The organism is Streptomyces sp. 3-6, assembly GCF_056323165.1.
Genome location: NZ_JBWHZP010000002.1, coordinates 1 through 16,754, shown reverse-complemented (window position 1 = coordinate 16,754; position 16,754 = coordinate 1). Strand labels below are relative to the sequence as shown.

Below are 16,754 nucleotides of genomic sequence, written 5' to 3'. Positions count from 1 at the left end.
CTCAACGCCCCCCGAACAGGTACTGCCGGCGCCGCATCAGGGCCACGAAGACCGGCACGCCGACCAGGGCGGTGATCACGCCGAGCGGCAGCTCGCGGGGGGCGACCACGGTCCGGGCCGCCAGGTCGGCCCACACCATGAACACCGCTCCGGCGAGCGGCGCGACGGTCAGCACCCGGGCGTGACCGGCCCCGGCGACCATGCGCACCAGATGCGGCAGCACCAGGCCCACGAAGGCGATGGCGCCGCTGACGGCGACCATCACGCCGGTCATCAGGGAGACCAGGAGGAGGAGCCGCTCGCGGTGCCGGTCGGGGTCGACACCCAGGCTCGCCGCCGTCTCGTCGCCGAGGGCGAGCACGTCCAGTGCCCTGCCGTGCCGGCGCAGCACCGCCGTGCCCAGCAGCACGACGGCGGCCACGGCGGGCAGGGCGCTCCAGGTGGCGGCGCCGAAGCTGCCCATGGTCCAGTACAGGACCGTGCTCGTGGCCTCGCCGTCGGGCACGGTGTAGACGATCAGGCTCATCACGGCCTGGAAGCCGAGCGCCATCGCCACACCGGTCAGCACCAGCCGCAGCGGGGAGAGCGTCCCGCGTCGCAGGGCGGCGGCGTACACCAGCAGCGAGGCCGCCAGCGCGCCGAGGAAGGCGCCGGCCGACACCGCGTGGATGCCCAGCGCGGCGAGTCCCCCGGTGACGGTCACCGCGACGGCGCCGACGGACGCCCCGGAGGAGACGCCGAGGACGAAGGGGTCGGCGAGCGCGTTGCGCACCAGCGCCTGGATGGCGACGCCGACCGCGCTCAGTCCGGCGCCGACGAGCGCGGCCAGCAGCACCCGCGGGGTGCGGATCTGCCAGATGATCTGATGGGTGGTCACCTCGTGGGCCGGGACGGTGCCGCCGCTGAGCGCCGCCCACAGGTGGCGGGCGGTCTCGGCGGGGGTGATCACGGCGGCGCCGAGGCCGACGGCCACGACGACGGAGGCGAGCAGGGCGGCGAGCAGCGTCGCGCAGGCCGCGAGGAGTCCGCCCGGGGTGGCGAGCCGTTCCCTCATGGCGTCCGCCCCGGGTCCGGTTCCGGCGCGGTGTCCGGGCGCGTGCGGGCGACCAGGAGTGCGGCGCCGAGCGCCACGGCGACCAGGGCGCCGAACACGGTGGCGATGCCCGCCTCGCCGGCCAGCGCGAGGCCCGCGCCGCCGAGGGCCGCGCCGGCGAAGACGCCGAGGCTCTGCCCTGCCGCGTTCAGGCTCAGCGCGGTCCCGCGCCGGCCTTCGCAGCGCCGCACCAGCAGGCTGACGGCGCAGGCGGCGACGACCGCGTGGCTCGCGGCGTGCAGCGCGGTCAGCGCGAGGGCGAGCGGCAGCCGGTCGGTGGCGTAGAAGGCGACGACCGAGGCGAGGGCCGTCGACAGGCTTAGCAGCAGGAGCCGTTCGGTGCCGACGCGGGGGGCGGCGGCGTTGGTGAGCCGTCCGGTGAGAAGGTTGCTGACGAAGTAGGAGGTGCCGCTGAGCGTCCAGACGAGGGCGAAGACGGCGGGGTCGAACCCGAACCGTTCGTCGTAGTGGGCGGCCAGGTAGGCGAGGTAGCCCATGAACACGGCGGTGCGCAGCAGGGAGACGAGCAGCAGGGGCACCGCGCCGGGGACGGCCGCGAGCCCGCGGAACGAGGCCAGGTAGCCGGGGTGCCGGCCGGTTGCGGCGTCCGGCCGGTCCCCGGCCGTCTCGTGCCGGCCGCGGGCCAGGACGACCGCGGCGAGCAGCAGGCAGGCGGCCGTCACGGCGAGGAGGTCGCCCTGCCAGCCCCACAGGAGGGCGGGCAGCGCGACGGCCGGGGCGGCGAGCATCGCGGTCATCGACTGGGTGGCGGTGACCAGGGTGGCCGCCCGCCCGGCCGCCAGGCCGTCGCCGAAGCGGTCGGCGGCGGCGGCGGTGAGGGCCGGGTTCAGCACGGCGGTGCTCGCGCCGACGAGCAGGCAGAAGGCCGCCAGCAGCACGAAGTCGCCGCTCGCGCCGAGTGCCGCCGAGGCGCCGAGTGCGACGAGCGCGCCCGCCGCCGCCCGGTCCCGGCGCACCCGGTCCAGCAGCGGGGCGAGCGCGGTGCCGACCAGCAGGGCGGCCAGTCCGCCGAGTCCGCGCAGTCCGCCGACGGCGGCGACGCTGCTTCCGGCGCGGTCGGCGATGGGGACGAGGTAGGTGCTGAAGACGGTGAACGGCAGCAGTCCGACGGCGGAGGCCAGCAGCACCGGCCACAGGGCGCGGGTCATCGCGAGGTCGCCCGGCAGCGGGTCCCGGCCGGCCGGCGTGGTGCCCGGGGGACCGGAGTCGAGGGGGCCGGTGGTCACGGGGCGACCCCGTCGACGGTTCCGGGCGCCGGGCGGGCGGACCGGTAGCGGTGCATGAGCGTCGGCTCGGCGCTGAACTGGGAGAAGGGGAAGGGTTCGGCGTTCAGGGCGGTGACGCCGTGGGAGAGGAAGGCGCGGGCGACGGCGCTGCCGGTCTGGGCGTAGACGACGAGGGGCACGTCCTGGTCCCGGCAGTGTTCGAGGACGAGGTCGAAGGTGCCGTTGCTCAGGGTCATGCCGGTGGCGACCACGGCGTCGGCCGGGGCGAGCACGTCCGTCATGTCGTCGCTGATCCGGTCGCCCCACTGGGTGGTGCGCCGGTTGAGGTCGCAGGGCAGGCAGACGCCGCCCCGCTCGTGTATCGCGGCGACGAGCGGGTCGACCACGCCGATGAGGGCGACCTTGGCGCCCGGCGCGATGTCGAGGAGGGAGGCGACGGCGGCGTCCCGGGCGCGGGCCCGGACCTCCGGGGTGCCGGCGGGCAGGGGGACGGGTTCGGCGCCGGGTGCGTCCCGGTGGGGCAGGACGTGGGAGAGGTAGGCGTCGAGCGCGGCGATCCGCACGGGGGTGGCCGGGTGGCGCAGCAGTGCGCCGAGGCTGCGCCCGGAGGCGTTCTCGCAGATGTCGGGGCCGAGTTCGCCGGCTTCGAAGGCCGAGGCGCCGAAGACGGGTCCGGTCCGCAGCACGACGTAGTGGTTGTGGTATGTGGCGTCGCCGCCGGCCAGCCGGGTGGTGTGGTACAGCCGGAAGGCGCTGGTGACGTGCAGGGTGTGGGGGTCGGGTCCGTGGGCGCCGGCCAGGACGGCGTCGGTCAGTGCGGCCACGGTGCGCGGCTCGGGGTGGGGCATGTCAGTCCCTGTCGTCGGTGGGGCGGGGGGAGTTCGGCAGGCGGAGGGCGGCACGGGGGGCGGTGGACCAGGGGCGCCGCAGGTCCCGCAGGTCGGTGATCTCGTGCGGTGCGAGGGCGTCGGGGTCCTGCGCCTCCCGGTGCCGGGCATAGGCGCTGTCGACGTAGCGGTGGCCGGTGTCGGCCGCGATGAAGACGTGGGTGCGGGAGCCTTCCCGGCGGTGTTCCCAGCGGGCGGCGAGGTGGGCGGCGCCCGCCGACAGGCCGGCGAAGATGCCGGTGTCCCGCAGGAGTCGGACGGCTCCGGAGACGGCGCAGTCGAAGCCGACCCAGTGGACGCGGTCGTAGAGGGCGTGGCGGACGTTGCGGAACTCGATGGCGCTGCCGATCCCGGCGATGATCATGTCGGGGTCCGTCACGTGCTGGGCGCCGAAGGTGACGCTGCCGAAGGGCTGCACGCCGACCAGCGAGACGTCGCGGCCCGCCTCGCGCAGCCAGGTGACGAGGGCACCGGTGGAGGCGCCCGAACCGACTCCGCCCACCAGTGTCAGGGGGCCGTCGGGGATCTCCCGGTCGATCCGGGCGGCCACCTCGTGGTAGCCGAGGTAGTGGATGGCGTCGTGGTACTGCCGCATCCAGTGGTACGTCGGGTTGCGGTCCAGGATCTCGGCGATGCGCCGCACCCTCGACTCCTGGTCCAGGCGCAGGTCTTCGGAGGGCCGGACCTGTTCCACGGTGGCGCCGAGGATCTCCAGCTGGACGCGCAGGGTGCGGTCGACGGTGGTGGATCCGACGATGTGGCACTTCATCCCGTAGCGGTGGCAGGCGAGGGCGAGTGCGTGGGCGTAGATGCCGCTGGAGCTGTCGACGAGCGTGTCACCGGGGCGGACGGCGCCGGTCTCCAGGAGGTGGCGCACCGCCCCGAGGGCCGAGTGGACCTTCATGCTCTCGAAGCGGAGGCAGATCAGGCCGGGTCGCAGCGAGATGAGATCCGGTCTCTTGACCGCCTCCGCGATGTGCGGGTCCATACCGGTCCTCCTGTCGGGTCGGTGACGGGACCGGCGTGAGCATCACATCAAATGAAAATGATTGTCAACATCGGTAGAGGTCCCCGCAGATCCTCGGGCGACCGCCCGGAATCCGGGGTTGCCCCGCCGGGCGGGGCTCACGTACAAATGGTTTTCACTTTCACCTGCGGCGACCGACGCCCCCTCGGGGAGGACACACGTGCGTACCGGAACGGGTACCGCCCACGGCACCTTCGGCGAGCTCCTGCAGGGGCAACTGCCGGAGGAGGACGGGGACTTCCTGGTCACCCTGCCGGTGGCGCGGTGGTCGCGAGCGGTCTTCCGGCCGGACCCGGCGGCCACCGACGTGGTGGTGCGGCCGGCCGGGAAGCGCAAGGCACAGCGGCTGGCCCGGCTCCTCGTCGGGCAGGCCCCGCGGCCGGTCGGCGGGGTGCTCACGGTCAGCAGTCTGCTCCCGGAGGGCAAAGGGCTGGCCAGTTCGTCCGCCGATCTGGTCGCCACCGCGCGGGCGGTGGGACAGGCCCTGGGGCTGGCGCTGCCCGCCGGGCGCATCGAGCGGCTCCTGGCCCGCATCGAGCCCACCGACGGCGTGCTGCATCCCGGCATCGTCGCCTTCCACCACCGCAGCGTGCGGCTGCGGGCGGTGCTCGGGTCACTGCCGCCGATGGCCGTGGTGGCCGTGGACGAGGGCGGCGCGGTCGACACGGTCGCCTTCAACCGCCTGCCGAAGCCCTTCACGGCGGCCGACCGGCACGAGTACGCGCGCCTGCTGGACCGGCTCACCCTCGCCGTGCGGGCCCAGGACCTCGCCGCGGTGGGCCGGATCGCCACCCGCAGCGCGTTGATGAACCAGGCGCTGCGTCCGAAACGCCTGCTGGACCCGCTGTGCGAGATCTGCCGCGAGGTCGGCGGCCTGGGCGTCGCCGTCGGTCACAGCGGGACGGCCCTGGGCGTGCTGCTGGACACCGCGGACCCGGCGTACACCCACCGCGTCACCGCCGCGGCCCAGGCGTGCGGAGAACTCACGGACCGCGTCCACGGGGGCGAGAGGGGCCAAGGGGTCACGGTCTACCGCACGCTCGGCTTCTCCGGGACCGCGCGCCCCGCCGCCCCGGCCCCGCCGGTCCCCGCATGAGAAACACCGCCGCCCACGGCCCCGGCAGGGGGCGTGGGCGGCGGTGGGGGCGGCGCGGGGCCGGCGGCGGGCGTCGAGGGTCTACGCCGTGCCGCTGCCGGTCGCCGCCAGGGCTCCTCCCCCGGTCTCCTCGGGCTCGGCCGAGGACAGCGGGATCGGGGTGAACATGGGCGGCTCCTCGTGGGGAGTCAGGGCGGTGGGTCCGTACACCCAGTCGGTGAAGTGGTAGTCGTAGGTGTCCCGCGCCCGCATGATCGCGTTGCGCCGCAGCCGCGACTCCCCGTCCAGGTGCCAGAGTTCGCCCCAGGTGCGGGCCGTGGTCTGGATCCGGCGGCAGTGCTCGACCCGGACCGCCTGGTACGCGGCGAGCGCACCGTCCCACGCGGGACGGGTGCCCTCGGGGGCGGCCTCGGCCAGCCGCCCGTAGTGCTCGGCGAGCACCCAGCCGTCCTCGATGGCCATGATCGCGCCCTGCGCCATGTACTGCAGCGGCGGGTGCGCGGCGTCGCCGAGCAGGACGATGCGGCCGTGGACCCAGGTGTCGACCGGGTCCCGGTCGAACATCCGCCACCAGCGGTCCCGCCACATCAGCGGGATGCCCTGGCGCACGGAGTCGCAGGTCGCCTCGAAGGCGGCGTCCAGCTCGTCGGGGGTGCCCCAGTCCTCCTGCCCGGCCAGGGCCTTGGGCGACTCGAACACGGCGACCTGGTTGAACATGTCGCCGCCGCGCAGGGCGTACTGGACGAAGTGGCAGCGCGGGCCGACGTACACGGTGACGTCGTTCTCCGCGACGCCGTTGTCCCGGACCTGCTCGATCGGCACGGCCGCGCGGTAGGCGACGTAGCTGGAGCTGACCACGTCGTCGCCGACCAGCTGGGCGCGGGCCACGGAGTTCAGGCCGTCGGCCGCGATCACCAGGCCGGCCTCCTCGGTGCCGCCGTCGGCCAGCCGGACCAGGGCGCCGTCGTCGGTCTGCTCGTAGTCCACGACCGTGCGGTCGGTGAGCAGTTCGACCCCGGCGCGCTCGCAGGCGCGCAGCAGGATGCCGTGCAGGTCGCTGCGGTGGATGACCATGTACGGGAAGCCGTACCGGCGTTCCAGGTCACGCAGGTCCAGCCGGGTCAGCTCGCTGGAGTCGAGGGCGTCGCGCATCACCATGGCCTCGGGCACGACGCCGAGTGCGCGGGCCTCGTCCAGGAGCCCGTACTCGTGGAGGATGCGCGTGCAGTTGGGCGCGATCTGCAGGCCCGCGCCGACCTCGCCGAACGCCGGGGCCCGCTCCAGGACACGGACCCGCAGCCCCTTGCGGGACAGGGCGAAGGCGGCGCCGAGGCCGCCGCCGACCACGAGGACGTCGGGCCGCCCGGCGGGGGTGGGTTCAGGGTTCATGATCGGTTCCTTACGGTTCGCGGGCCCTGGTCAGAGCCAGGCGCCCAGCGTGGGGGCGGGCCCGCCGTCGGCGGTGCGCGGCCCGGCGCCACGGCCGGTGAGGTAGGCGGCGAGGTCCGGCAACGTGCCCTCGACCAGGGCGGGTTCGCCGTCGCCGGGCAGGTTCCAGGTGGTGTCGCCCGCCGGGACCCGCAGGGTCACGGCCGGGCCGGGGGCGGCGGAGCGCTTGGCCACCACGTCGTCGCAGAGGGCGGCCAGGAAGTCCTCCGGCAGGTCCGCGAAGGTGACGCCGGCCGCCAGGTCGACGGCGTGCACGCACACCTCCCGGGAGCGCAGCCAGGGCACCTCGGTGGCCGGCACCGTCCTGCCCTGCGCGGTGACCACCTCGCGGCGCCACTGGTCCTCGCCGAGCGCGGCCATGCCCGCCTCCAGCGCCTCGGCCGAGGAGCGCAGCCACGCGGTCAGCTCGGCGGCGGGCAGGGCCCGGCCCCGCTCGATGCCGGCGGCGCGTTCCTCGGGTGAGGCGTACATGGGGGTGGGCTCGCCGGTGGCGGCCCAGTGCACCAGGTTGGACAGCGCCTCGGCGTTGGCGGCGACGTGCGCGGCCAGGTGGGCCCGGCTCCAGCCCGGCAGGGTGCTGGGCTCGGCGAAGGCGGCGGCGTCGAGACCGTCCGCGGCCTTCAGCAGCAGCTCCGTGCCGTGCCGGCTCCAGTCGCGGGCCTGGTCGAAGGTGCGGGCCATCAGGCGGACTTCTCCTTGACGACCGTGTTCTCCAGCCGGCCGATACCCTGGATCTCGGTGACGATCCGCTCGCCGCCGAGGAGGTAGCGGGCGGGCTTGCGGGCGTGGCCGACGCCGCCGGGGGTGCCGGTGGCGATGATGTCACCGGGGTTCAGCCGGGTGATGGTCGAGACGTACTCCACCAGGTCGACCGGGTCGAACAGCAGGTCGCCGGTGGTGTCGGACTGCATGACCTCGCCGTCGACGGTGAGCGTGACGTCGAGGGCGGGGCGGACGCCGCCGGGCAGCTCGTCGGGGGTCACCAGGTAGGGGCCGACCGGGGTGGTGGAGTCCCACATCTTGCCCTGGAGCCACTCGCGGGTGCGGAACTGCCAGTCCCGGCAGGTGATGTCGTTGAGCACGGTGAAGCCGGCGACGGCCTGCTCGGCCTCCTCGCCGCGGGCCCGGCGCACGCCCTTGCCGACGACCACCGCGAGCTCGACCTCCCAGTCGAACTGCTCGGTCTCGTCCGGCCGGACGATGTCGTCCGTGGCGCCGATCAGGGAGTCGGCGAACTTCGCGAACAGGGTGGGGTGTTCGGGCAGGTCGCGGCCCATCTCCTGGATGTGGTTGCGGTAGTTGAGGCCGACGCACACCACCTTTGAGGGGGCGGGCACCACGGGGGCGAAGTCGGCGCCCGCCACCGGGTAGGTGGTGGCGCCGTCGGAGGTGACGGCCGCCGCGCGCTCGGCCCAGCCGTCCTCGGCGAGCAGGGCACCCAGGTCGGGGGCGCCGAGGTCGACCAGGACGTCGCCGTCCAGCTTCACGGCGCGGGTGGTGCCGCCGGTGCGGAGGGTGGCGAGCTTCATCGGGTGGTTCCTTCCACGTGGGTACGGTCGAGCCGCAGGGCTTCGAAGATCGGCGAGTCGCTGAACCGGAACAGGTCCAGGGCGCCGGAGTCGGAGTCGGTGGACCCGGCCTCGGAACGGACCGAGAACGGCTGCCAGGAGGGGACGACGAACAGGTCGCCGCGGCTGACCGACCAGGTGGTGTCGCCGACGGTGACCGTGCCGGAGCCGTCGAAGACCTGGTAGACCGAGGAGCCGGTCTCGCGCACCGGGGCGGTCTCGGCGCCGCGCGCGACGCGGTGCACCTCGGCGCGGATGGTCGGCAGGACGTCGGCGCCGGTCGCCGGGTCGGAGAAGCGGACGGCGGCGTGGCCGGGCTCCACGGTGCCCTCGTACCCCTCGGCCTCCAGGGCGAGCTGGTCGGCGAGGGCGCGGTCGGTGTGCTCCCAGCGGTAGGCGAGCAGCGGGGAACCGGGACCGGCCGGGGCGGCGCCCACCCCGCATGAGCCGCGCCGTGCAGCCCGCGGCGTGTGAGCCACCCCGGCCCCACTCCCCCGAGGGGCACGCCCCCTGGGGCCGGGGCGGGCGGACGGCACCGGGCCCGTCGCCCGGTGCCGTCCGCACCCGTTCACCGCACGTGCGTGTCGGGGTGCTCCGGCAGGGCGAGCCAGTCCGACCAGGAGAGGTCGCGGCCGAGGTAACGCGGCTGCGCGAACGGCCAGTCGGCGGCGATCCACCGCGGCACCAGCGCGTCGAGGGCCTGCTCGACCTCGCTGCCCACCAGGTCGTCCACCACCCACCAGGAGATCTCACCGTCCGCGCCGGCCCGCTCCGGCGGGTCGATGTAGACGCAGCCGAGCAGGGCCGTCTCCGCCGCGTCGAACAGCGCGTAGTTGAAGGACTGGTGCGCGGCGATCTCTCGCTCGTGGCGCAACAGGTCGGCCCGGTCGGCCTCGTAGGTCATGGTGGCCGCGGGCCAGCCCCAGGCCGGGCCGAAAATGGTCCACAGCCGCTCACGCGAACCCATCACGGCCGGATAGTCGAGCGGGGCGTCCGCCTCCCGGATCGGCCGCAGATGATGACCACCGCCCGGCAGCGGCACCAGGACGGGGTGGACGAAGTCCTCGGGAAGCCAGCTCATGGCGCCCGACCGTAACAGCGCACGGTCACCCGCTCCTTCGATTTTCTCCCGCCCGCCGTCGGGTCCGGTCTCATGCAGGGCCGGGCTGGGCCGGGTCGGGCCGGGTCGGGCCGGGCCGGGTCGGGTCGGTGATCACCCGATCAGGACTCCCGTCCGCTCGACGAACCTCGTGATCGGCACGGCGACGACACCTCAGGCCCTGAGGGCCCTGTGGCCCGACGACCTGGTGGCCTGGTGGCCGGATGGCCTGGTGGCCCGATGGCCGGGTGATCCAGGCGGCCTGCGGCCTGTGGCCCGGCGATCCCGGAGACGTGCGCACCTACCGGTCCCCCGTCCGCCCCAGCAGGGTGACGAACCCGTCCGGTCCGCGCACCGCGCGGCACCCGGTGCGCAGCCAGCCGCCCGTCCGGCGGCCCTGGTCGTCGCCGAACTGCGGCCCCCGCAGCAGTAGTTCACCGGCGTGGCCCGGCAGCGCGTCCACGTCGGCGAACCCCTCGACGGCGATCCGGGCGCGGGTGCGCGGCAGGGCCACTCCCGCCGTCCCCGGGCGGGCACCGTCGGTGAGCGGGTTGGCCAGGGCGACGCCCGCGGCGGCGGTCGGCCCGTACGCCTCCACGACGCGGGCACCCACCGCCGCCCGTAACCGCTCGCCGGTGGTGACGTCCAGCGGCGCCGTGACGATCGTGCGCACCCCGGCCAGCGCCTGCCGTTCCCGGGCGGGGCACGCCAGCAGCCGGCCCAGTGCGGCGGGCGGGGCCACCAGCACGGTGGGGGTGTGCCGGCGCGCCGCCCGCAGCGCGCGCGACGGGTCGCCGCCGGGCACCAGCACCGTGCGGAACCCGACCAGCAGGGCCGCCGTGACCAGGACGATCCCCCGCACGTCGGACAGCGGGACCAGGGACAGCAGGCGGGGTCGGCGCGGCAGGGGGCCGGTGTGCCACGCCGCGATCTGGTGGGCCGCCGCCACGATCGCGCGGTGCGGCAGCGAGATCCGGGTGCCGTCCCGCCGGTGCACGACGACGGCGACGTCGTCGGGTTCGGGACCGCCGGACCAGTCCCACTCCCGTACCGGGTCCGGCCGCGAGCCGCCCGCCCGCCGGTCGAGGTCCCGGTAGGACACGATGTCCACCGGCGCGCGACGCGCGGGAGCGGCCCGCGGACCGAGGCCGGTGTGCGCCGGCCGTGAACTCGTGCGCTGGGCGGGGATGTTCGGGACGGCCGCCGTCGGCCGGACGGCCGCGACCGGTGCCGCGACCGGCTCCCCCGCGCCCTCCCGCCCTCCGGTCCGGGAGGACGCGCCCGCCCTCCTGCCCTCCGCGACGACCGGGACGGTCACCACGGCACGCAGGAGTGCGCGGTCCGCGCGAGCGGCCACCTCGGACAGCCGGTCCTCCGGGACGGCGGCCACCGCCGCGTGCGCCAGGGCCCGCCCGGGGTCACGGATGTCGCCGGGTACGACGACCACGCCGAGCCGCCACGCGGCGTGGCACAGCACCACCGCCTCCGGGCAGTCCGGCAGCAGCAGCGCCAGGTGGTCGCCGCGCCGCAGGCCCAGCCGGGACAGTGCCGGGGCGATGCGTGCGGCCGTCCGGTGCAACGCGCGGAAGCCGGTGCGGGCCCCCCGGGCGGCCAGGGCCGTGCGTCCCCGGTACCTGCGGGCCGCGCCGTCGAGCAGGTCGGGCAGCGTGCCCCGGGGCACGGGCAGGGACCACGGGACGCCGTGCGGGTAGAAGCCCACGCCGGGTTCCTCGGCGGGCCGTCGCTCGAACAGATCCGTCATGCCGGGATGGTGACCCATCGCACGCTGTGACCACTTGTGTGCGGACGCGCAGGGACGAACCGTATCGTTGTCACTTGCATAACAAGCATCGCTGCCGGATCTGTCGGACACCGACGGGCCCGGGGACCTACTCCCCGGTAAGGTCACGGGGCCCGCCTTTGATGTCCCTGACACCGAGGGAGCCCCATGGACGACACCCGCACCAGGATCCCGTCCGGACGGGACGAGGACGCCCGCACCGGGATCACCAGGATCCCGCCCCGGCGGGACGACACCCGCGCCACGGACCTCCCGGCCGAACTCCAGGACCACCTGCGGCCGTTCCTCCGCGAGATCACCGAGGACGTCGTACGGGCCATCCGCACCGAGATCCCCGAGTACGCCCGCCCGACGGACGAGACGTACATGCACGTGGTCAACCGGGGCGTCGAACAGGCCCTGGAGGGCTTCCTGTCCCGCCTGTCCGGCTCGGGGGCGGACTGGGACGATGTCAGGGCCACGTACCGGCGCATCGGGCAGGGCGAGGCCGACGAGGGGCGCAGCCTCGACTCCTTCCAGGCGGCGCTGCGGCTCGGCGCGCGGGTGACCTGGCGCCGGGTGAGCGAACTCGTCGACGTCCACCGTCTTCCGCCGCAGGAACTCATCGCGTTCGGCGAGACCATGTTCCTGCACCTGGACGAGATGGCGGCGGCCACCACCAGCGGCTACACCGAGGCCAGGCTGCACGCCGCCGGCGAACTCCAGCAGCGGCGCAGCCGGTTGATCGACCTGCTGACCGGGGACGCGGCCGTCTCCCCCGAGGCGGTCGCCGAACTCGCGCGCACCGCGCAGTGGCCACTGCCCCGGGACATCGCCGTCGTCGTCACCGAGCACACCGGGGAGCCCGACACCGTCAACCGCATCGTGCCGCCGGAGTTCCTCGCCCGGCTCGACGGCCGGCCGGGCGTCCTCGTGGTGCCCGATCCGGAGGGGCCGGGCCGCGAACGGGCCGTCGCCGGGGTCTTACGCGGCCTGCGCGGCGCGCTCGGCCCCACCGTGCCGCTCGACGCGGGCGCCCGCTCCCTGCGCTGGGCCCGCGACGCGCTCGACCTCGCGCAGCGCGGCATCCTGCCCGGCACCGGCCTCGTCCGGTGCGCCGACCATCTGACCACCCTGCTGCTGTTCCGCGACGAGGAGTTGGTCGACGAACTCGCCCGGCAGCGCCTCGCCCCGCTCGACGCCGTGCGCTCCCCGCAGCGTGAACGGCTCGCCGAGACGCTGCTGTGCTGGCTCAGCTGTGCCCGCAACGCCAGCGAGGTCGCCCAGCGCCTCGCCGTGCACGCGCAGACGGTGCGCTACCGGCTGCGCCAGCTGGAGGAGGTGTTCGGCGAGGAACTACGCGACCCCGCCGCCCAGTTCGAGATGCAGGTCGCCCTCCGCGCCCGCGCACTGCGCCGCTCGACGGACTGAACCGCGCACGGCCGCGGGTTCGGCCGGTGGGGCGTGCGCGCGCGGTCACGAGGTCGGTCGGCGGACCGAACCGCACACGACCACGAGACCAGCCGGAGGGCTGATCGCACCCGGCCACGGCGCCGCCACCCGGCGGCCTGTGCCTCCCGCCTGGCGGCCTGTGCCTTGCACCTGCCGGTTGTGCCTCCCACCCGCGGGCTGGGGCTCCCCCTGCGGACTGAGACTCCCCCTTCGAGCCTCACCTGCGGGCCGGGGCACTCACTCCCCGGCGGACCGCTCGTCGAGCACCGTCACGAAGGCCGAGGCGACCAGGGCGACGGCGGGATCGTCGTCCCGGGTCAGGCCCCGGAGGATCTCCCGCACACCGTCCCCCGGCAGCTCGACGAGCGCCTGGACCAGACGGATCCGGGTCGCGGACCGGGCTGTGGGGGCGGCGAGTTCGGCGGTCAGCGCGGTGCTGATCCGGTCCGCGCAGCCGTGGTCCCGGGACAGCGACGCCAGGACCTCGGCCGCCTCCACGTCGTGATCTCCGGCGACGACCATGGCGACCAGTACCGGGACGGCGTCCCCGGCGCCGCGCCGCCCCAGTGCCAGCGCAGCGTGCCCGCGCACCGTCGGGTCCGCGTCCCCGAGCACGTCCGTCAGCAGCGCGGACGCTCCCGGCGCGTCCGCCCCCAGCTCGACGACCGCCCGCACCGCACGACGCCGGACGGCGGCGTCGTCCGCGTCCAGGCCGGCGGCCAGCGCCGCCACCGCCGCGCCGTGGTCGTGCGACCGGGCGAGCGCCCAGCGCAGGGCGCCCGCCACGTGCGGATCCGACTCGGCGAGGACCGCCTCGGCCAGCAGCTCGGTGGCACCGTCGCCACCACCGGCCGGGCCGAGCACCGTCTGCTGCCTGCGCGCCGCGCTGGGCGAGCCGAGGCCCTGCATCAGGGCGACGACGCGCAGCACGTCCTGCCAGTCGCCGGGCCCCGAGGCGTCGATCGCGCGCAGCCGGTCGAGCAGCTCGCGTTCGCGTTCCAGCCGGTCCTCCGTCCACCGGATGAGATCTCCGACCAGCGCGGACGGGGTGAACGCCGGGTCCTCCAGCGCCCGCCCGATCTGCTGGAGCGACAGCCCGAGGGACCGCAGGCTCTGCACGTGGAAGATCCTGCGGACGTCGTCCGGGGAGTACTCCCGGTAGCCGCCGACGGTCCGGCCCGTCGGCCGCACCAGTCCGAGGGTGTCGTAGTGGCGCAGCATCCGGGTGCTCACCCCGGAGCGCCGCGCCACCTCACCGATCAGCATGCGGCGCCCCCTCGGAAGCGGTGGCCCCGGTCGCCCCGCCCCTGTGGTCCCGGGCGGGCTGCGCGGTCGCGGCGGCCTCCTCGGCGGCGGCGAGCCGTTCCGGACCGAGGGCGACGACCCGCTTCGCCTCCTCCACCGCCGCGTCGAACCCGGCCTCCGGGTCCCGGCGCAGCAGCTCGGTGGCAGCGGCATGCGTGGCCACCTCCGGGTCGGGGTCCGCCGCTGCCTTCTCCAATATGGGCGAGACGGCCTCCCCCAGGTCCACGAGGGCCCGGCTCAGGCTCAGCCGCACGGTCCGGTCGCCCCGCCCGAGCTGCTCCGCGAGCACATGGCCCAGTCGGGCCTTCTCCTCCTCGTCCTCGGGCACGAGAGCCACCGCCGTCCGCCACGCGGTGCGGGCGACCTCGTCGGCGTCGTGCAGCAGAGCACGCGTGATCCAGCCGTACGCCCGGCGGTCCCCGATCTTGGACAGCGTGTGCAGCGCCTGGCTGCGGGCCTGGGCGCGCCCGGAGGCCAGCTCCTCCCGCAACCGGGGCAGGGTGAGGTCCGCCGGGAGGCGGATCAGCGCCCAGGTCAGCATGTCGCGCACGAAGAAGTCCGGCTCGACCGCGCACCGCTCGACCAGCGTCTCCAGCAGGGCGGGATCCGGCGCCGAACCGGCCGCCATCGCCGCCTGGAGCCGCACCGACGAGGTCTCGGCACGCAGGGCGGCGGCCACTCGGGTGTGCGGTGGGTGCGGGGTTCCGTTGGTCGGGTTGATCGAAACCACCTCCTGCACCCAGGGGACACCTTGTCACGATGTCAGGGTCAAGCCGCCCCCGCCTCTCCCCTCACCCCGTGGCCGGAAGCAGGTACTCCGCCCACACCGTCTTGCCCGGGCCGTCGCACCGCGGACACCAGCCCCAGCGGGCGGCCAGCCCGGCCACCAGCAGCAGCCCGCGGCCTCCCCCGTCCTCCGCCCCCGGCGCCCGCACCTCCGCCGGTCCGGGCGGGGTCCGGTCGCCCCGCGTGTCGGTGACCTCGATCCGCACGGTGCCCGGGCACGTGGTCACCTCCATCCGGAGGTGGAAGTCCCGGCCGCCCACATGACCGTGCCGCACGGCGTTGGCGGTCAGCTCGCCGACGACCACCACGATCTCCTCGTGCGGTCCGGTCCCGTACGGGACACCCCAGGCGTCCAGCCGGTGCGCGGCCAGCCGTCGGGCCAGACGCGCACCGCGCGGGGTGGAGGTGAACCGCATCTCGAAGGTACGGCTCGGAGCATCGGCCGAAGCCGCGGACCGGACGGTGCCGACGGCACCCGGGAGTTGATTCGTCACGCCGTCCACCGTCCCGCCGGTCGCGCAGCGTGACCAGCGGTGACCCGACGACGCGGTCCGTTGTACGCGCGGCGCCTCCCCGCGTACGAGGCGCGGGGCGTGACGGGATCACGGGCGCCGCCGTTGGGCACGGGAGGCGACAGGGGACACGGATGACCGAGGGTACGGAGCCGGGGAGGGAGGCTGTCATGGCCGACGACACGGACGGGACGACGGCCGACACGTCGGGGCAGGCGGTCGTCGCCGCGTTCGGGCAGACACTCAAGACACTGCGCCTGCGGGCGGGCCTGGAACGCGAGGAGTTCGGACGCCGCATCGGCTACTCGGCGTCCACGATCGCGTCCTACGAGCAGGGCCGGCGCATCCCCTCACCGAGGATCATCGAGCGCGCCGACGAACTGCTGGGCGCGGACGGTCTGCTGACGGTGTGGAAGGAGCAGGTGGAGCGGGCGCAGTACCCGGTGTTCTTCCAGGGGATGGCAAGCCTGGAGAAGGTGGCCATCGAACTGCTGTCGTACGACACGCTCGTGGTCAAGGGCCTCCTCCAGACCGAGGCGTACATGAGGGCCGTACTCGCCATGCGTCGGCCCCCCTTGGACGAGGAGACCATCGAGCAGCGGGTCGCGGCACGCCTCGCCCGCCAGGACATCTTCGACCGGCCGTCCGCGCCGCTGCTGAGTTTCGTCATGGACGAGTCGGTGCTGCGGCGCCCGCTGGGCGGAGTCGGCGTGCTCCGGGGGCAGTTGGAGCACCTGCTCGCCGTCGGCCGCAAGCGCAACGTCGAGATCCAGGTCGCTCCGCTCCGCTGCGAGGAAAGCGCCGGTGTGGACGGGCCCTTCACCGTCGTCACGCGCGACGACGGCAAGAAATTCGCGTACACGGAGGCTCAGGGGACCAGCACTCTCCAGACCGACCCGCAGCAGACGGCGCTCGCCGCCGCCCGCTATGGGATTATCCGATCCCAGGCTCTCACCCCGAGAGAGTCCCTGGAGTTCATCGAGAGGTTGCTGGGAGACTCCCAATGACATTGTCAAGCGGGGGCGGTGACGTTCCGTGAGGGCGTCATGCCCCTGTGACACTGGTCCTGGGCATGGCTGTCTCGAAGGTGCGGTGGTCGCGTATGAGTGCCCAGAGCACGTTGAGGCGGCGTCTGGCCAGTGCCAGGACGGCTTGCTTGTGGGTCTTTCCCTCGGCGCGTTTGCGTTGGTAGAACCGCTGGGATTCGGGGCAGTGGACTGCTGCGACCTGGGCGGAGATGTAGAACATGCGCAGGAGTCGGCGGCTGTAGCGTCGGGGCCTGTGGAGGTTGCCGGAGACCTTGCCCGAGTCGCGTGGAACGGGAGCGAGTCCGGCGACGCCTGCAAGCCGGTCGGGGCTGGCGAAGGCGTTCATGTCGCCGCCGGTCGCGGCGATGAACTCGGCGCCGAGTGTGTCGCCGATGCCGGGCATGGACGTGATCACATGGGCGTCG

General features: G+C 74.7%; 16 protein-coding genes and 1 pseudogene. 3 read left to right on the top strand and 14 right to left on the bottom strand.

Annotated elements, in window-relative coordinates:
* Position 1: 1 nt before the first annotated feature.
* Genes AC02VZ_RS04325 through AC02VZ_RS04310 form a run of 4 tightly spaced genes read right to left on the bottom strand, consistent with a single transcriptional unit; the run spans position 2 to position 4,215 of the window.
* Positions 2–1,054 (bottom strand): FecCD family ABC transporter permease, encoded by a 1,053-nt coding sequence (locus AC02VZ_RS04325; protein ID WP_432056485.1) that lies wholly within the window; start codon positions 1,052–1,054, stop codon positions 2–4.
* Complete coding sequence (locus AC02VZ_RS04320; RefSeq protein ID WP_476474554.1) at positions 1,051–2,340, bottom strand: MFS transporter; 1,290 nt, start codon at positions 2,338–2,340, stop codon at positions 1,051–1,053. The genes AC02VZ_RS04325 and AC02VZ_RS04320 overlap by 4 nt, the downstream gene beginning before the upstream one ends.
* Positions 2,337–3,188: a Rossmann-like domain-containing protein gene (locus tag AC02VZ_RS04315; RefSeq protein ID WP_476474553.1), complete on the bottom strand. Its 852-nt coding sequence runs from the start codon at positions 3,186–3,188 to the stop codon at positions 2,337–2,339. Before AC02VZ_RS04315 ends, AC02VZ_RS04320 begins: the two co-directional genes overlap by 4 nt.
* Before the next feature lies 1 nt (position 3,189).
* Positions 3,190–4,215 carry a pyridoxal-phosphate dependent enzyme gene (locus AC02VZ_RS04310; protein ID WP_476474552.1) on the bottom strand — a complete coding sequence of 342 codons (1,026 nt, stop codon included), beginning with the start codon at positions 4,213–4,215 and terminating at the stop codon, positions 3,190–3,192.
* A 199-nt stretch (positions 4,216–4,414) separates the two neighbouring features.
* Between AC02VZ_RS04310 and AC02VZ_RS04305 the strand changes: the two genes are divergently transcribed.
* Entirely contained in the window at positions 4,415–5,350 is a 936-nt protein-coding gene (locus AC02VZ_RS04305; RefSeq protein WP_476474551.1) for a GHMP family kinase ATP-binding protein, read from the top strand.
* A gap of 81 nt (positions 5,351–5,431) precedes the next feature.
* On the opposite strand, the gene AC02VZ_RS04300 is transcribed toward AC02VZ_RS04305, so the two are convergent.
* From AC02VZ_RS04300 to AC02VZ_RS04275, 6 genes and pseudogenes are all read right to left on the bottom strand, one after another.
* Positions 5,432–6,739 (bottom strand): FAD-dependent monooxygenase, encoded by a 1,308-nt coding sequence (locus AC02VZ_RS04300; protein ID WP_476474550.1) that lies wholly within the window; start codon positions 6,737–6,739, stop codon positions 5,432–5,434.
* 30 nt (positions 6,740–6,769) lie between these two features.
* Entirely contained in the window at positions 6,770–7,480 is a 711-nt protein-coding gene (locus AC02VZ_RS04295; protein WP_476474549.1) for a maleylpyruvate isomerase family mycothiol-dependent enzyme, read from the bottom strand.
* Positions 7,480–8,328 (bottom strand): fumarylacetoacetate hydrolase family protein, encoded by an 849-nt coding sequence (locus AC02VZ_RS04290; RefSeq protein WP_432056492.1) that lies wholly within the window; start codon positions 8,326–8,328, stop codon positions 7,480–7,482. The genes AC02VZ_RS04295 and AC02VZ_RS04290 overlap by 1 nt, the downstream gene beginning before the upstream one ends.
* Positions 8,325–8,804 (bottom strand): annotated as a pseudogene (locus AC02VZ_RS04285) (cupin domain-containing protein); the annotation flags it as partial. The pseudogene AC02VZ_RS04285 and the gene AC02VZ_RS04290, both read right to left, overlap by 4 nt.
* Before the next feature lie 131 nt (positions 8,805–8,935).
* The gene (locus AC02VZ_RS04280; RefSeq protein WP_476474548.1) at positions 8,936–9,448 is read right to left on the bottom strand and encodes a GNAT family N-acetyltransferase; all 513 of its coding nucleotides are present in this window, start codon (positions 9,446–9,448) and stop codon (positions 8,936–8,938) included.
* Between the two features lie 319 nt (positions 9,449–9,767).
* Positions 9,768–11,228 carry an AMP-binding protein gene (locus tag AC02VZ_RS04275; protein ID WP_476474547.1) on the bottom strand — a complete coding sequence of 487 codons (1,461 nt, stop codon included), beginning with the start codon at positions 11,226–11,228 and terminating at the stop codon, positions 9,768–9,770.
* A 186-nt stretch (positions 11,229–11,414) separates the two neighbouring features.
* Between AC02VZ_RS04275 and AC02VZ_RS04270 the strand changes: the two genes are divergently transcribed.
* On the top strand, positions 11,415–12,677 hold the full coding sequence (locus tag AC02VZ_RS04270; protein ID WP_432056495.1) for a PucR family transcriptional regulator: 1,263 nt from the start codon (positions 11,415–11,417) through the stop codon (positions 12,675–12,677).
* A 258-nt stretch (positions 12,678–12,935) separates the two neighbouring features.
* Here AC02VZ_RS04270 and AC02VZ_RS04265 read toward each other — a convergent pair whose 3' ends face one another.
* From AC02VZ_RS04265 to AC02VZ_RS04255, 3 genes are read right to left on the bottom strand one after another with little or no spacing between them, the layout of a single operon-like run.
* Positions 12,936–13,964 (bottom strand): MerR family transcriptional regulator, encoded by a 1,029-nt coding sequence (locus tag AC02VZ_RS04265; protein ID WP_476474546.1) that lies wholly within the window; start codon positions 13,962–13,964, stop codon positions 12,936–12,938.
* Positions 13,951–14,742 carry a HEAT repeat domain-containing protein gene (locus AC02VZ_RS04260; protein WP_476474545.1) on the bottom strand — a complete coding sequence of 264 codons (792 nt, stop codon included), beginning with the start codon at positions 14,740–14,742 and terminating at the stop codon, positions 13,951–13,953. The genes AC02VZ_RS04265 and AC02VZ_RS04260 overlap by 14 nt, the downstream gene beginning before the upstream one ends.
* A 52-nt stretch (positions 14,743–14,794) precedes the next feature.
* On the bottom strand, positions 14,795–15,283 hold the full coding sequence (locus AC02VZ_RS04255; protein ID WP_476474544.1) for an ATP-binding protein: 489 nt from the start codon (positions 15,281–15,283) through the stop codon (positions 14,795–14,797).
* 188 nt (positions 15,284–15,471) lie between these two features.
* Here AC02VZ_RS04255 and AC02VZ_RS04250 point away from each other — a divergent pair, with 188 nt between their 5' ends.
* Positions 15,472–16,308: a helix-turn-helix domain-containing protein gene (locus AC02VZ_RS04250; RefSeq protein WP_476474543.1), complete on the top strand. Its 837-nt coding sequence runs from the start codon at positions 15,472–15,474 to the stop codon at positions 16,306–16,308.
* Positions 16,309–16,345: 37 nt separating this feature from the next.
* Here the strand turns inward: AC02VZ_RS04250 and AC02VZ_RS04245 are convergent.
* A partial coding sequence (locus AC02VZ_RS04245; RefSeq protein WP_476474542.1) for a transposase occupies positions 16,346–16,754 on the bottom strand: 409 nt, incomplete at its 5' end.

Bases quoted from the DNA above. Each gene is read 5' to 3' on its own strand.
- AC02VZ_RS04325 (WP_432056485.1), bottom strand. From the start codon at position 1,054: ATGAGGGAACGGCTCGCCACCCCGGGCGGACTCCTCGCGGCCTGCGCG.
- AC02VZ_RS04315 (WP_476474553.1), bottom strand. From the start codon at position 3,188: ATGCCCCACCCCGAGCCGCGCACCGTGGCCGCACTGACCGACGCCGTC.
- AC02VZ_RS04310 (WP_476474552.1), bottom strand. From the start codon at position 4,215: ATGGACCCGCACATCGCGGAGGCGGTCAAGAGACCGGATCTCATCTCG.
- AC02VZ_RS04300 (WP_476474550.1), bottom strand. From the start codon at position 6,739: ATGAACCCTGAACCCACCCCCGCCGGGCGGCCCGACGTCCTCGTGGTC.
- AC02VZ_RS04295 (WP_476474549.1), bottom strand. From the start codon at position 7,480: ATGGCCCGCACCTTCGACCAGGCCCGCGACTGGAGCCGGCACGGCACG.
- AC02VZ_RS04290 (WP_432056492.1), bottom strand. From the start codon at position 8,328: ATGAAGCTCGCCACCCTCCGCACCGGCGGCACCACCCGCGCCGTGAAG.
- AC02VZ_RS04280 (WP_476474548.1), bottom strand. From the start codon at position 9,448: ATGAGCTGGCTTCCCGAGGACTTCGTCCACCCCGTCCTGGTGCCGCTG.
- AC02VZ_RS04275 (WP_476474547.1), bottom strand. From the start codon at position 11,228: ATGACGGATCTGTTCGAGCGACGGCCCGCCGAGGAACCCGGCGTGGGC.
- AC02VZ_RS04270 (WP_432056495.1), top strand. From the start codon at position 11,415: ATGGACGACACCCGCACCAGGATCCCGTCCGGACGGGACGAGGACGCC.
- AC02VZ_RS04265 (WP_476474546.1), bottom strand. From the start codon at position 13,964: ATGCTGATCGGTGAGGTGGCGCGGCGCTCCGGGGTGAGCACCCGGATG.
- AC02VZ_RS04250 (WP_476474543.1), top strand. From the start codon at position 15,472: ATGGCCGACGACACGGACGGGACGACGGCCGACACGTCGGGGCAGGCG.